Genomic DNA, 13,275 nt, shown 5'->3' with positions numbered 1-13,275 from the left:
GACCGGGGTCGCGCCGGGCCGGATCGAATCGGACGGCTCGGGACCGATGACTCCGTGCCGCGCCGGGAGTCCTGTTTCCGACCGCACACTCGAGAAGGTGGACCGATGACGAACCTGCACGACATCCTCAAAACGCATGTCAGCGACGGGCCGACGCCGGGAGCGGTGGGTCTGGTGGCTCGCGGCGACCAGGTGGAGGTGCAGGTCGTCGGTTCCGCCGACGTCGACGGCATCTCTCCGATGGTGAGGGATTCGATCTTCCGCATCGCTTCGATCACCAAACCCGTGATTGCCGCGGCGCTCATGATGCTCGTCGACGACGGCCGGATCGCGCTGGACAACCCGGTCGGGCAGTGGCTGCCGGAACTGGCGTCGCCGACGGTCGTCCGTACCCCGGCCGGCCCGGTCGACGATGTGGTCCCGGCCGCCAGAGCGATCACGGTGGCCGATCTGCTCACCTTCCGCGCCGGGTACGGCTTCCCGTCCGACTTCTCGCTGCCCGCGGTCGGTCTGCTGTTCAGCGAGCTGAAGCAAGGACCGCCCCAGCCGCAGCTCACCGCGGCGCCGGACGCCTGGATGGCGACGCTCGCCGGCATTCCGCTGCTCCACCAGCCGGGCGAGGTCTGGCTGTACAACACCTGCTCCGACATCCTGGGTGTGCTGATCGCCCGGGTTGCGGGCCGTCCGTTGCCCGAGTTCCTGGCCGACCGGCTCTTCGAGCCGCTCGGCATGGCCGACACGGGATTCGACGTACCGGCCGGCAAACTCGACCGGTTCACCAGCTACTACCGAACCGATCCGGCAGGCGGACCCGAGCTGGTCGACGCCCCCGACGGGCAGTGGAGCAGCCCGCCGGCCTTCCCGTCCGGCGCCGGCGGACTGGTCTCGACCGTCGACGACTACTACGCCTTCGCCCGGCTGCTGCTCGCCGACGGAACCGTCGACGGCCGCCGGTTGCTGTCCTCCGCATCGGTGCGGCAGATGACCACCGACCACCTCACCCGGTCGCAGCGCGATGCCGGCCTGCTGTTCCTCGAGGGCCAGGGCTGGGGCTTCGGCGGCTCCGTCGACGTCGCGGCCGTCGACCCGTGGAACGTGCCGGGACGCTACGGCTGGGTCGGCGGCACCGGAACGGCGGCTCACATCACCCCGTCCACCGGCGCGGTCACCATCCTGCTCAGCCAACTGGAGATGTCCGGCCCGACCCCGCCCGCCGTGATGCGGGACTTCTGGCGCTACGCGGCGGACGCCTGAGAGCCGGGGCCCGACGCGACGAGGGCTCCCCGTCCGCGCGGCTCAGTCGCTGTGCCGGTGCTGCCGCCGGCTGCCGGCGACTGCCAGAATCGACCCATGCTGCGAATCGGCTCCATCGTGCTGGGTGTCTCGGACGTGCCGCGCGCGGCGGCCTTCTGGATGGAAGCCCTGGGATACGTGCCGCGTGAAGAGGCCGAGGACGACTGGGTGGTCCTGGTACCGGCGGAAGGCACCGGGGCACAGCTGTCCCTCGGCCGCAGCGAGACGCCGGTCCAGGACCAGCCGCGGATCCATCTCGACCTCTACGCCGGAGACGCGGCCGACCAGGCCGCCGAGGTCGAGCGGTTGGTGTCCCACGGCGCCGAGCGCGTCGACTGGGACTTCTATCCCGACGACGCGGATTTCATCGTGCTCGCCGACCCGGAGGGCAACCGCTTCTGCGTCATCGACACCACACACGGCTGACGAGCGCCCTACGGCTCCCGCCTGGTCAATCGTCGGCGGCCACGAGAAGGCTGCAGCGACCCGCCGTCAGACCGTCAGCTCGGCCGGGACCGCCGCCAGGGCTTCCTGGATGGCGGCGATCAGCCGGCGGCCGGATTCCTCGGTCAGTTCGAGGGCGACGCGCGCCGAGGGGCCCTTGGAGGGGTCGGCGAAGTCGATGTTGAGGGTGTGCTCGGCCATGGCGTGCACGGGGTGGTCGAAGTACACCGTCACATCGGTGACATGGAACCAGGAGCCGTTCGGCCCCTTGGCGCTGCCGTCGACGGAGTCCTTGACGGTCGTGTAGGTGCACATGCTCAGGCCCCCAGGTGGTCGGCGTAGAAGGCGGTGATCCGTTCCCAGCCGTCGTTGGCCGCCGCCACGTTGTAGGCGGGGCGGTCCGTCGAGAAGAAGGCGTGGCCCGCGCCCTCATAGCTGTGGAACTCGAAGTCCTTGCCGTTGGCGGTCAGGATCTGCCCCAGTTCGGCCACCTGCTCGGGGGTGGGGTACTTGTCCTCGGCGCCGAACAGCCCGAGCAGCGGAGCGCGGAGCCGGGGCAGCTGGTCGACCAGGTTGGTGATCCGCAGCGGGAACTCCGCCGGCACGGTGCCGGTGACGAACGCGCCGTAGCAGTCCACCGCGGCGTCCAGGTCCAGGTTGCAGGCCGCCAGCACACTCTGCCGGCCGCCCGAGCAGTAGCCGATCACGCCGACCTTGCCGTTGCTGGTGGGCAGCGCCCGCAGGTGGGCCGCCGCGGCGGCGACGTCGCCGATCAGCCGCGCGTCCGGGACTCCGCCGTTCGCCCTGCCCACCGCCGCCGCGTCATCGGGAGCGGCGCCCGGTGCCTCGCGGAAGTAGAGGTTGGGGCAGATCGCGTCGTAGCCGAGCTCGGCGAAGCGGCGGACGATCTCCTTGGTGCCTCGGTCGTAGCCGGGCATGTGGTGGATGACGACCACACCACCACGCTGCTCCTGACCGTGGGGCCGGGCCAGGTACGCCTCCATCTCGTCGCCGCCGTGCCCGGTGATCCGGATGGTTTCGGCAGTCAGGGAATCACTCATGAGACACCTATATCATAAGGGAGAACTGATAAGTTTATACTGATGACTGTGATGATCCAGAGTGACGCGGCACGCATCGCGGCCGACCTGCGCGCCTGTCTGGGGCCGATGGTTCGCAGACTGCGGCAGGTGAAGCCGGACGGCGAACTGACCCTGTCGCAGACCTCGGTACTGGTGCGGCTCGGCCGCGAAGGCCCCGCCGCCGCGGCCGAGCTCGCCGCGGGTGAGGGCATCCGCCCGCAGTCGATGTCCACGATCATCTCCGGGCTGCAGGAGCGTGGGCTGGTGGCCCGGGCTCCGGACCCGGACGACGGCCGCCGGATCGTGCTCTCGCTCACCGATGCGGGACGGGAAGGCCTGTTGGGGGCCCACAAGGAACGCGCCCGCCGGCTGACCCGGGCCATCTCCGAGGAACTGACCCCTGCCGAGCGGGCACAACTGGCCGCCGCCATCCCGCTGCTCGAGCGCATCGCCCGGAGCGTCTGACCACCGGGCCGTCGCTCCGCAGGGGGCGCCGAGCCTGTTCTGTCACCAAAAATGCCTGGTGGCAGCGGGTGAAGCCATTAATACTCGTGCATGTGTTCCTGACGATATCTCTCACCGGCAACGACGAGCGTCCCGCAACGGACCTCGGCTTCCTGCTGCACAAGCACCCGGAGAAGGCCCAGGCCTTCTCGACCTCCTACGGCGACGCGCACGTCTTCTACCCCGAGGCGTCCGCACAGATCTGCACGGCAGCGCTCCTGCTGGAGGTGGATCCGGTGGCGCTGGTGCGGCGTGCCAAGGGCACGGGCAAGGACCGGGGCGGGGCGCCCGACGCGGCGCTCGCGCAGTATGTGAACGACCGGCCGTACGCGGCCTCGTCACTGCTGGCCGTCGCGTTGCGCACTGTGTTCTCCAGCGCCCTGCGCGGAGAGTGCCGCACGCACCCCGAACGCGCCGCGGCCCCGCTGCCGCTGCGCATCGAGGTACCGGTGCTGCCCGCCCGCGGTGGCGCCGACCTGGTGCGGGCGCTGTTCGAGCCGCTGGGCTGGACCGTCGGAGCCGAACCCATCGCGCTGGACCCGCAGTTCCCCGAGTGGGGCGACTCGCGGTACGTACGGCTGACGCTGGAGGGTGAGCTGCGGCTGTCGGACGCGCTGCGGCACCTGTATGTCCTGCTGCCGGTCCTGGACGACTCCAAGCACTACTGGATCTCGTCCGACGAGGTCGACAAACTGCTGCGCTTCGGTGAGGGCTGGCTGGAGAACCACCCCGAGCAGCAGCTGATCGCCAGCCGCTATCTGTCCCGCCGCCGGGCCCTGACGCGCCAGGCCATGGAGCGTCTGGAGCTGGCCCGGCTCGCGGACGCCGACGACATCGAGGTCGAGGAGATCGACAACGCGGTCGACGAGAGCACCGACACCGAGGAGAAGCCGGCGCCGCTGGCCGCTCAGCGGCGCGACGCGATCCTCGAAGCGCTGCGCTCCGCGGGCGCGGTCCGGGTGCTGGACCTCGGCTGCGGGCAGGGTCAGCTCGTCGGCGAACTGCTGAAGGACGTCCGCTTCTCCGAGATCGTCGGTGTCGACGTATCGGTGCGGGCGCTGCACACGGCGTCCCGCCGGCTGCGTCTGGAGCAGATGGGAGAACACCGGGCCGCCCGCGTCAAGCTCCTGCAGGGCTCGCTGACGTACACCGACACCCGGCTCAAGGGCTATGACGCCGCCGTGCTCAGCGAGGTCATCGAACACCTCGACCTGCCGCGGCTGCCGGCCCTGGAGTACGCCGTCTTCGGCGCCGCCCGGCCCGGGACCGTCATCGTCACGACACCGAACTCCGAGTACAACGTGCGGTGGGAGACGCTGCCCGCGGGACACGTCCGGCACGCGGACCACCGGTTCGAGTGGACCCGCGCGGAGTTCCGCGACTGGGCGGACCGCGTCGCACAGCGGCACGGCTACCACGTGGCGTACGTCCCGGTAGGACCGGACGACCCCGAGGTCGGGCCGCCGACGCAGCTGGCGGCCTTCACCCGGAAATCCGACCAGACCTCACCGACCGCTCAGACCCCGAAGGAGGAGTCGGCCGCATGACCAGCAAGCGCACACTTCCCGTGACCGACCTGTCCCTCGTGGTCCTCATCGGAGCCACCGGCTCCGGCAAGTCGACGTTCGCCGCCCGTCACTTCAAACCCACCGAGATCCTGTCCTCCGACTTCTGCCGCGGCCTGGTCAGCGACGACGAGAACGACCAGGGTTCCAGCCGTGACGCCTTCGAGGTGCTGCACTACATCGCGGGCAAGCGGCTCGCCGCAGGACGCCTGACCGTCATCGACGCGACCAGCGTCCAGAGCGAGAGCCGCAAGCAGCTCATCGGCCTCGCCCGCCAGTACGACGTGCTGCCGATCGCCATCGTCCTCGACGTGCCCGAGCAGATCTGCGCCGAGCGCAACGCCGCGCGCCCCGACCGGGCCGGCATGCCCAAGCACGTCGTCCAGCGCCACCAGCGCGAACTGCGCCGCTCCCTGCGCGGACTGGAGCGTGAGGGCTTCCGCAAGGTGCACATCCTGCGCGGTACCGAGGAGATCGACGACGCCGAGATCGTCCTGGAGCGCCGCTACAACGACCTGCGGCACCTGAGCGGGCCGTTCGACATCATCGGCGACATCCACGGCTGCCGTTCCGAGCTGGAGACGCTGCTCAACAAGCTCGGCTACGCCCTGGAACGGGACGCGGCGGGCCGGCCGGTGGGCGCCGTGCACCCGCTCGGGCGCACCGCCGTTTTCGTCGGGGACCTCGTCGACCGCGGTCCCGACAGCCCCGGCGTGCTGCGCCTCGTCATGGGCATGGTCGCCGCCGGTTCGGCGCTGTGTGTGCCGGGCAACCACGAGAACAAGCTGGGCCGCTACCTCAAGGGCCGCAACGTGCAGCACACCCACGGGCTCGCCGAGACCATCGAGCAGTTGGACAAGATCTCCGGCGAGGAGCCGGAGTTCGCCGCCCGCGCGCTGGAGTTCATCGAGTCGCTCGTCAGCCACTACGTGCTCGACGAGGGCAAGCTCGTGGTCTGCCACGCCGGCCTGCCCGAGAAGTACCACGGCCGTACCTCCGGCCGGGTCCGCTCGCACGCGCTCTACGGCGACACCACGGGCGAGACCGACGAGTTCGGCCTGCCCGTCCGCTACCCGTGGGCCGAGGACTACCGGGGCCGCGCCACCGTCGTGTACGGGCACACGCCCGTCCCCGACACGTCGTGGATCAACAACACCATCTGCCTCGACACCGGCGCGGTGTTCGGCGGCAAGATGACCGCGCTGCGCTGGCCCGAGCGCGAACTCGTCGACGTGCCGGCCGAGCGCGTCTGGTACGAGCCGGTGAAGCCGCTCGTCACCGAGACACCGGGCGGCCACGACGGCCGACCGCTGGACCTCGCCGACGTGGCGGGCCGTCGCGCGGTCGAGACGTCGCAGCACGGCAGGGTCGCGGTCCGCGAGGAGAACGCGGCCGCCGCGCTGGAGGTCATGAGCCGGTTCGCGGTCGACCCGCGGCTGCTCGCCTACCTGCCGCCGACGATGTCGCCCTGCGCGACCTCGCAGGAGGAGGGCTATCTGGAGCACCCGCACGAGGCCTTCGCGGCCTACCGTGCGGACGGTGTGCGCCAGGTGGTGTGCGAGGAGAAGCACATGGGCTCGCGCGCGGTGGCGCTGGTCTGCCGTGACGCGGAGGTGGCACGGGCACGCTTCGGTGTCACCGAGCCGGGGGTGAGCGGCGCGCTGCACACCCGCACCGGGCGCCCGTTCTTCGACGACCCGGCGGTCACCGAGCAGATCCTGGCCCGCCTGCGGGAAGCCGTCACCACCGCCGGGCTGTGGGACGAACTGGAGACGGACTGGCTGCTGCTCGACGCCGAGTTGATGCCCTGGTCGCTGAAGGCGTCCGGTCTGCTGCGCCGGCAGTACGCCGCCGTGGGCGCCGCGTCGGGCGCGGTGTTCCCGGGCGCGATCGCCGCCCTGGAGGCCGCCTCCGCACGTGGCACCGCGGTGTCGGACCTGCTCGCGCGCCAGCGCGGCCGGGCCACCGACGCCGCCGCGTTCACCGACGCGTACCGGCGCTACTGCTGGCCGACCGAGGGCCTGGACGGGGTGCGTCTCGCGCCCTTCCAGATCCTGGCCGTCCAGGGCCGCAGCCTCGCCGCGCTCCCGCACGACGAGCAGCTCACGCTGATCGACCGCCTGGTCTCCAACGACCCGACGGGACTGCTGCAGGCGACCCGGCGGATCGTCGTCGACACCGCCGACGAGCAGTCGGTCGCGGCGGGTACCGAGTGGTGGCTGGAACTGACCGGCGCCGGCGGCGAGGGCATGGTCGTCAAGCCGCTCCAGGCCCTGGTCCGGGGCGGGAACGGGCGCCTCGTCCAGCCCGGCATCAAGTGCCGGGGCCGCGAGTACCTGCGGATCATCTACGGCCCCGAGTACACCCGTCCGGACAACCTCACCAAGCTGCGCTCCCGCTTCCTGGGCCACAAGCGCTCACTCGCGCTGCGCGAGTACGCCCTCGGCCTGGAAGCCCTGGACCGACTGTCGGCGGGCGAACCCCTGTGGCGTGTCCACGAGGCGGTCTTCGCGGTCCTGGCCCTGGAGTCAGAACCGGTCGACCCGAGGCTCTGACCGCAATCCCGGCCGGCGGGCAACAGCTTCCTTCCACGCGTCTCTTGAGCCCCCTGACCCTCCCGGTTCCCCTGGCACCCAGGGGCCAGGGGGCCTCATAAGATCCGCGAGAAGCCTGCCCGCCGACCGGGACCAGCCGGTCCTCAACCAGGGGGACATTTCCCCTTGACCAGTGCACATCACCCCCATATGGTTCTCCCGTCTGGCTTGATCCACTAGGACGGGCCTATCAGTCCTATGGGGGGACGAAATGCACTACTACCTCGACGTACTCAAGAAATATGCGGTATTCGGCGGGCGCGCACGGTGCCGGGAATACTGGATGTTCACCCTGTTCCACAGCATCATCATCGCCGCCCTGATGATCCTGGACTGGGCGATCGGATCGCCGTGGCTCGTACTGGTGTACATCGTTCCGACATTCCTTCCCGCCTTGGGAGTCACCGTCCGCCGGCTGCACGACAGCGGGCGCAGAGGGTGGTGGGTGCTCCTCGGAGCCGTCCCGCTCATTGGCGACATCTGCCTGCTGGTCATGCTGAGCGCCGACAGCGAGCAGCAGACGAACGCGTTCGGCCCGAACCCCAAGGCCGTCCCGGTGCGGGACGCCCACTTCGCCTGACCTTGAGCGGCCGATGCCGCCCGCATTTCTCCGACTGCCCGCCGGCCTCGCCGGTGGGCAGTCGGCGTTCCGGTGCTTCGAACCCCGGGGCCATAAAGCGGTTGCCTCCCGGGGCGGCCGTCTGCTGCACTTCCCTTTGACAGCCCGATCGATCCAGGAGTCCCGATTATGTGCGGAACGTTCATGTCCATCCAGGAGGGAATTGCCATCTATCTCAAGGACATGACACCGAGTGCATACGCTGAACCTGGGAATCCTGGCGCATGTTGACGCCGGAAAGACAAGCCTGACCGAGCGGCTGCTCCACGCCGCAGGGGTCATCGACACGATCGGCCGTGTCGATGACGGCAGTACGCAGACCGATTCGATGTCGCTGGAACGGCAACGCGGCATCACCATCAAGTCCGCCGTCGCCTCGTTCGTCGTCGACGACGTCACCGTCAATCTGATCGACACCCCCGGCCACCCGGATTTCATCGCCGAGGTGGAGCGGGTGCTGAACGTGCTCGACGGAGCTGTGCTGGTCATCTCCGCCGTGGAGGGCGTGCAGGCGCAGACCCGTGTGCTGATGCGCACGCTGCAGCGGCTGGGGATTCCCACGCTGATCTTCGTCAACAAGATCGACCGCAGTGGAGCCCAGTACGACGACGTGCTCCGTAGCATCGCCGAGAAACTGGCTCCGGCGAGCATCTCGATGGGCCCGGCCACCGCGCTCGGCACGCGCGGCGCAACGTCCCGGCCCTACAACGCCGCCGACGCCGATTTCAGGTCCGGACTCGTCGATCTCCTCACCGGTCGCGACGAAGCGCTGCTGGCAGCGTATGTCGACGACGAGGCCGCGCTCTCCTGTCCCCGGCTGCGGGGCGAACTCGCGGCGCAGACGAAGCGGGCGCTGGTGCATCCGGTGTTCTTCGGCTCGGCGATCACCGGTGCGGGGGTCGATGCGCTGATCTCCGGGATCACCGAACTGCTGCCCACCGCCGAGGACGATGCCGACGGTCCGGTCTCGGGCACCGTCTTCAAGGTCGAACGGGGTTCTGCCGGGGAGAAGATCGCATACGTCCGGATGTTCTCGGGGACCGTGCGGGTGCGGGACCGCCTGCCGTTCCGTGGGGACGAGGAGGGGAAGGTCACCGCGCTCAGCGTCTACGAGCGCGGCTCGGACGTCCCGGGTGACGCCCTCACCGCGGGTCAGATCGGCAAGCTGTGGGGAATCGGCGATGTCCGTATCGGTGACGCCATCGGCGTTCCGCGCGCGACGCGACCGGACGGTCACCACTTCGCCCCGCCGACCCTGGAGACGATCGTCGCGCCGCTTCGCCCCGCCGACAAGGGAGCACTGCACGTCGCCCTGACACAGCTCGCGGAGCAGGACCCGTTGATCAACCTGCGCCAGGACGGTCTCCGCCAGGAGACCTCCGTCTCGCTCTACGGCGAAGTACAGAAAGAGGTCATCCAGGCCACTTTGGCGAACGACTTCGGCGTCGACGTCGCCTTCCGCGAGACGACGACGATTCACATCGAACGGCCGGTCGGCACCGGCGCGGCCGCCGAGTTCATCCACGTCGATCCCAATCCGTTCCTCGCGACGGTGGGACTGCGCATCGACCCGGCACCGGTCGGCAGTGGTGTCGGGTTCCGGCTGGAGGTCGAACTCGGCTCGATGCCGTACTCGTTCTTCAAGGCGGTCGAGGAGACCGTCAGGACGACGCTGGAGCAGGGGATCCACGGCTGGCAGGTCACCGACTGCACGGTCACCATGACGCATTCCGGCTATGCGGCACGGCAGAGTCACGCTCATGCCGTCTTCGACAAGAGCATGTCGAGCACCGCCGGGGACTTCCGCAACCTGACGCCTCTGGTGCTGATGAGCGCGCTGCAGCAGGCGGTGAGCCGGGTGTACGAGCCGATGCACCGGTTCGGCCTGGACATCCCCGCGGACATGTTCGGGCTGGTGCTGCCCGTGCTCGCACGGCTGCGTGCCGTACCGCAGACCTCGGCGGTACGGGGCTCGTCGTACGTGGTGGAGGGCGAGATCCCGGCCGCCTCGGTGCACGCACTGGAGCGGCAGATGCCGTCGCTGACGCGCGGCGAAGGCGTACTCGAGTGCGCATTCGACCACTACCAACCGGTCTGCGGTGCGGTCCCCGACCGGCCGCGGTCGGACCACGATCCGCTCCACCGCAGGGAGTACCTGATGCGGGTCACCCGCCGGGCGGCCGGAGGGTGACGGCTCATCAGGGCCGACGACCACGGCCGAGGCCGCGCCCCGCACGGAAGCACCGGATCAGCCGTCCGTTGCCCGTGATCTCAGGACCCTGGCGGCGAAGGCCGCCAGGTGGGCCCGCAACTGCTTGCGAGACGTCCGCTGTTGGCCGACGAGGTGTTCCACGAGGTCGGCGCGGGTGGCGGCGAGCAGCGCGTGGGCGGTGAAGTCGCTGTCGGCGAATCCGGGAATCCGTTCCAGCGCGGTCCGGAGGGTGCCGTGCCACAGCTCGTAGTGCTCTGCCGCATAAGGGCTGTCGCCGCCGGTTCCCTCCAGCGCGAGGGCGAGGTGGCGGTTGTCGAGCTTGAAGCACAGAAGGGCGTCGAGGAGGGCGGGTACCCGCTGGAGGGGCGGGGTGGTGGGCCCCAGAGGTGGCGCCCCCTCCTCGGCGGCGAGCCGGATCGGCGCGAGCCGCGTCTCGTACAGCGCCTGGATCAGACCGGTGCGGTCGCCGAACCCCCGGAAGAGCGTTGCCTTGCCGACGCCGGCCGCCGCCGCGATGTCGGCCATGGTGACCGACTGAGGGCTCTCGCACTGGGCGAAGAGTGTGTCGGCGGCGGCGAGAACGGCCTCCCGGTTGCGCGTGGCGTCCGCGCGTGGCTTGCGTTCGGTCATGCGGTTCCTCCGGTTGCAAAACGGACCCCGGGTCCGTATCGTCTCCCATATGAAACGGACCCACGGTCCGTATCGTACGGGATGGAGCAACCATGAGCGTGACCACCGCACCGGCGGACCTCTACCGCCACGGCCTGCAGCTACTGCTGGACAAGGACATCCCCGCCTGGACCGACCTGTGGGACGAGGACGGGATCCTCGAGTTCCCCTTCGCCCCGGACGGCTGGCCGAAGCGGCTGGAGGGCAAGGCGGCCGTGGCCGAGTACATGCGCGGCTACCCCGACCACATAGACCTGCACGACTTCCCCTCCGTGGAGATCCACCAGACCGTCGTCCCGGAGACCATCGTGGTCGAGATGCGCGCCGTGGGCCGCCTGGTGGAGACCGACGGCCCCTTCGAGATGACCTACATCGCCGTGGTCACCGTCAGGAACGGCCTCATCACCGGCTACCGCGACTACTGGAACCCGCTCGCCGTCCAGGACCCCGCCACCGACTTCGCCGGGAGCAACCGATGACCGGGTCCGAGAAGTTCACCCTGGTCATCGGTGCCACCGGCACCACCGGCAGCCGCGTCGCCGCGCGGCTGGCCGCCGAAGGGCGGCGCGTCAGGGCCGCCGGCCGACGCGCCACCCCCGTGGCCGGGGCCGTTCCCGTACGGTTCGACTGGGACGACCCCACCTCCTTCGAAGCCGCGCTCGACGGCGCGGACCGGGTCTATCTCATCCCGCCGCTCGGAGCTCCGGACCCGGCAGCCGTCATGCTGCCCTTCCTCCGGCAGGCCCGCGCCGCCGGCGTCCACCGGGCGGTCCTGCTCAGCTCGTCGGCGATCCCCGCCGGCGGCCCCGCCGTGGGGCAGGTGCACCAGGCCCTGCCCGGCCTGTTCTCCGAGTGGGCGGTCCTGCGCCCCTCGTGGTTCATGCAGAACTTCACCGGCGACCACGCGCACGCCCGGACCATCAGAGCGGACGGGACCATCCGAACGGCGGCCGGTGAGGGCCGCGTCGGGTTCGTCGACGCCGACGACATCGCCGCCGTCGCCGTACACGCACTGACCGCGGCACAGGCCCCGAACACCAACCTGATCATCACCGGTCCGCAGGCCCTGAGTTACGACGACATCGCCGCCGTCCTCACCCGGGCCACCGGCCGGACCGTCACCCATGACCGGCTGACCTACGAGCAGATGCGCGACCGCCTGGCCGCCGACATGCCCGCCGGGTTCGCCGCGATGCTCGCCGGCATGGACCGCGCCATCGCCGAAGGCGCCGAGGACCGCACCACCGACACCGTCCAGCGCCTCACCGGTCGCGCACCGCACAGCTTCCGCGCTTTCGCGGAACGGGAGTTGGACCGGATCCGGGGCTGAGGTCCCCCGGATCCCCGCCGCCGCGAGCCCGAGGGACGCGTCAGCCGGTAGCGTCCGTCAACCGGGTACGGGCCAGCGCGTGGGCGCGGTCGAGGGCGTCGGCAGCGGCGCAGACGACGTCCGGCTGTACGCCGGTGCCCTCCCAGTCGGTGCCGGAGACCGGGTTGATCGCGCGGCCGGTCGGGATGCTCGCCTCCAGATGCGGGTGCACCGTCCAGCCCTGGCGGGGATGCGCACCGCCGAGCGTCACATCGCCGACGACAACGGCACGGCCCAACTGCTGCAGGTCGTAGGCCAGTTCCTCCGCAGCGGAGAAGGTGCTGCCGCTGGTCAGCACGTACAGCGGCTTGCTGCCGCCGAAGCGTGCTCCGGGGACGTACGGCAGGCTCCAGGACTGCCCGAACCGTTCACCGTCGCGCCAGTACATGGTGTTGAGGTGGGTGCGCTCATCGAGCAGGTAGCTGCAGACGAACGCGACCGTGTCCGGGTCCCCGCCGCGGTTGCCGCGCACGTCCAGAACGAGGGCGTCGGCCCGGGCGACCAGGGTGAGCGCGGCCGCCAGCGGCTCGGCGGCCCAGTCCAGCGGGAAGAGCATGGGAGTCAGCTCCAGCACGGCGACCCCGCCGTCCCGCAGCTCCACCCGGGGAACACCGCCGAGCGTGGCGTCGAAATCCCTGCGCATGGCGGCCAGGGCGGCAGCGCCCCGCTCCTTCGGCACCGGTTCGGTGTGATGGAGCAGCCGCAGGTGCCGGTCGCCGTTGACCGACTGCAGGTCGGTCGTGACCAGCCGGCTGAGCTCCTCCGCGCTGTCGACGTCGTACGCCCCCTCGGCGAGGCGCCGCCGCAACAGGGTCGCGAGGCGCTCGGCCTCTTCGGGGAAAACGTAGTGCTCCAGAACGAGTTGGGCCGTCTCCTCGATGACGGGAGCGGTACTGATCTGCGTCATGGTGGTCATGGCAGGGA

At 70.3% G+C, this 13,275-nt stretch carries 13 protein-coding genes; 9 read left to right on the top strand and 4 right to left on the bottom strand.

Translation table 11 applies throughout. The features are described from left to right. The first annotated feature begins 105 nt into the window (after nucleotides 1-105). Together C8250_RS39200 and C8250_RS39195 are read left to right on the top strand one after the other, a co-directional pair. On the top strand, nucleotides 106-1,254 hold the full coding sequence (locus C8250_RS39200) for a serine hydrolase domain-containing protein (RefSeq protein ID WP_138356667.1): 1,149 nt from the start codon (nucleotides 106-108) through the stop codon (nucleotides 1,252-1,254). Nucleotides 1,255-1,350: 96 nt separating this feature from the next. Beyond that, complete coding sequence (locus tag C8250_RS39195; RefSeq protein ID WP_138356668.1) at nucleotides 1,351-1,719, top strand: VOC family protein; 369 nt, start codon at nucleotides 1,351-1,353, stop codon at nucleotides 1,717-1,719. Nucleotides 1,720-1,785: 66 nt separating this feature from the next. Here the strand turns inward: C8250_RS39195 and C8250_RS39190 are convergent, their stop codons facing one another. After that, nucleotides 1,786-2,052 carry a DUF6295 family protein gene (locus C8250_RS39190; protein ID WP_138356669.1) on the bottom strand — a complete coding sequence of 89 codons (267 nt, stop codon included), beginning with the start codon at nucleotides 2,050-2,052 and terminating at the stop codon, nucleotides 1,786-1,788. Nucleotides 2,053-2,054: 2 nt separating this feature from the next. Then, a complete protein-coding gene (locus tag C8250_RS39185; protein ID WP_138356670.1) occupies nucleotides 2,055-2,798 on the bottom strand; it encodes a dienelactone hydrolase family protein in 744 nt (247 codons plus the stop codon). Nucleotides 2,799-2,840: 42 nt separating this feature from the next. On the opposite strand from C8250_RS39185, the gene C8250_RS39180 reads away from it, so the two are divergent. The 5 genes from C8250_RS39180 to C8250_RS39160 all read left to right on the top strand — a co-directional run bounded on the left by C8250_RS39180 (nucleotide 2,841) and on the right by C8250_RS39160 (nucleotide 10,292). Beyond that, nucleotides 2,841-3,284 (top strand): MarR family transcriptional regulator, encoded by a 444-nt coding sequence (locus C8250_RS39180; protein WP_138356671.1) that lies wholly within the window; start codon nucleotides 2,841-2,843, stop codon nucleotides 3,282-3,284. 92 nt (nucleotides 3,285-3,376) lie between these two features. Next, nucleotides 3,377-4,870: a 3' terminal RNA ribose 2'-O-methyltransferase Hen1 gene (locus C8250_RS39175; protein WP_138356672.1), complete on the top strand. Its 1,494-nt coding sequence runs from the start codon at nucleotides 3,377-3,379 to the stop codon at nucleotides 4,868-4,870. Continuing rightward, complete coding sequence (locus C8250_RS39170; RefSeq protein ID WP_138356673.1) at nucleotides 4,867-7,443, top strand: polynucleotide kinase-phosphatase; 2,577 nt, start codon at nucleotides 4,867-4,869, stop codon at nucleotides 7,441-7,443. The genes C8250_RS39175 and C8250_RS39170 overlap by 4 nt, the downstream gene beginning before the upstream one ends. A gap of 250 nt (nucleotides 7,444-7,693) precedes the next feature. Continuing rightward, on the top strand, nucleotides 7,694-8,062 hold the full coding sequence (locus tag C8250_RS39165; RefSeq protein ID WP_138356674.1) for a DUF805 domain-containing protein: 369 nt from the start codon (nucleotides 7,694-7,696) through the stop codon (nucleotides 8,060-8,062). Between the two features lie 232 nt (nucleotides 8,063-8,294). After that, nucleotides 8,295-10,292, top strand: coding sequence for a TetM/TetW/TetO/TetS family tetracycline resistance ribosomal protection protein (locus C8250_RS39160; RefSeq protein ID WP_138356675.1), 1,998 nt, complete (start codon nucleotides 8,295-8,297; stop codon nucleotides 10,290-10,292). Nucleotides 10,293-10,349: 57 nt separating this feature from the next. On the opposite strand, the gene C8250_RS39155 is transcribed toward C8250_RS39160, so the two are convergent. After that, nucleotides 10,350-10,943 carry a TetR/AcrR family transcriptional regulator gene (locus C8250_RS39155; protein ID WP_138356676.1) on the bottom strand — a complete coding sequence of 198 codons (594 nt, stop codon included), beginning with the start codon at nucleotides 10,941-10,943 and terminating at the stop codon, nucleotides 10,350-10,352. A gap of 92 nt (nucleotides 10,944-11,035) precedes the next feature. Here C8250_RS39155 and C8250_RS39150 point away from each other — a divergent pair, with 92 nt between their 5' ends. Together C8250_RS39150 and C8250_RS39145 are read left to right on the top strand one after the other, a co-directional pair. Then, complete coding sequence (locus C8250_RS39150) at nucleotides 11,036-11,461, top strand: nuclear transport factor 2 family protein (RefSeq protein WP_138356677.1); 426 nt, start codon at nucleotides 11,036-11,038, stop codon at nucleotides 11,459-11,461. Continuing rightward, on the top strand, nucleotides 11,458-12,312 hold the full coding sequence (locus C8250_RS39145) for an NAD(P)H-binding protein (protein WP_138356678.1): 855 nt from the start codon (nucleotides 11,458-11,460) through the stop codon (nucleotides 12,310-12,312). The genes C8250_RS39150 and C8250_RS39145 overlap by 4 nt, the downstream gene beginning before the upstream one ends. A 40-nt stretch (nucleotides 12,313-12,352) precedes the next feature. On the opposite strand, the gene C8250_RS39140 is transcribed toward C8250_RS39145, so the two are convergent. Then, on the bottom strand, nucleotides 12,353-13,267 hold the full coding sequence (locus tag C8250_RS39140) for a S41 family peptidase (protein WP_138356679.1): 915 nt from the start codon (nucleotides 13,265-13,267) through the stop codon (nucleotides 12,353-12,355). Between the last annotated feature and the right edge of the window lie 8 nt (nucleotides 13,268-13,275).

Origin of the sequence: Streptomyces sp. So13.3, assembly GCF_005860785.2 — a bacterium.
Taxonomy (GTDB): Bacteria; Actinomycetota; Actinomycetes; order Streptomycetales; family Streptomycetaceae; genus Actinacidiphila; species Actinacidiphila fildesensis.
This window is presented reverse-complemented; position numbering and strand designations above follow the sequence as displayed.

What these genes read in the sequence shown, in the direction of transcription:
- C8250_RS39200 (WP_138356667.1), top strand. Translation starts at nt 106, where the DNA reads ATGACGAACCTGCACGACATCCTCAAAACGCATGTCAGCGACGGGCCG.
- C8250_RS39195 (WP_138356668.1), top strand. Translation starts at nt 1,351, where the DNA reads ATGCTGCGAATCGGCTCCATCGTGCTGGGTGTCTCGGACGTGCCGCGC.
- C8250_RS39190 (WP_138356669.1), bottom strand. Translation starts at nt 2,052, where the DNA reads ATGTGCACCTACACGACCGTCAAGGACTCCGTCGACGGCAGCGCCAAG.
- C8250_RS39185 (WP_138356670.1), bottom strand. Translation starts at nt 2,798, where the DNA reads ATGAGTGATTCCCTGACTGCCGAAACCATCCGGATCACCGGGCACGGC.
- C8250_RS39180 (WP_138356671.1), top strand. Translation starts at nt 2,841, where the DNA reads ATGACTGTGATGATCCAGAGTGACGCGGCACGCATCGCGGCCGACCTG.
- C8250_RS39170 (WP_138356673.1), top strand. Translation starts at nt 4,867, where the DNA reads ATGACCAGCAAGCGCACACTTCCCGTGACCGACCTGTCCCTCGTGGTC.
- C8250_RS39165 (WP_138356674.1), top strand. Translation starts at nt 7,694, where the DNA reads ATGCACTACTACCTCGACGTACTCAAGAAATATGCGGTATTCGGCGGG.
- C8250_RS39155 (WP_138356676.1), bottom strand. Translation starts at nt 10,943, where the DNA reads ATGACCGAACGCAAGCCACGCGCGGACGCCACGCGCAACCGGGAGGCC.
- C8250_RS39150 (WP_138356677.1), top strand. Translation starts at nt 11,036, where the DNA reads ATGAGCGTGACCACCGCACCGGCGGACCTCTACCGCCACGGCCTGCAG.
- C8250_RS39145 (WP_138356678.1), top strand. Translation starts at nt 11,458, where the DNA reads ATGACCGGGTCCGAGAAGTTCACCCTGGTCATCGGTGCCACCGGCACC.
- C8250_RS39140 (WP_138356679.1), bottom strand. Translation starts at nt 13,267, where the DNA reads ATGACCACCATGACGCAGATCAGTACCGCTCCCGTCATCGAGGAGACG.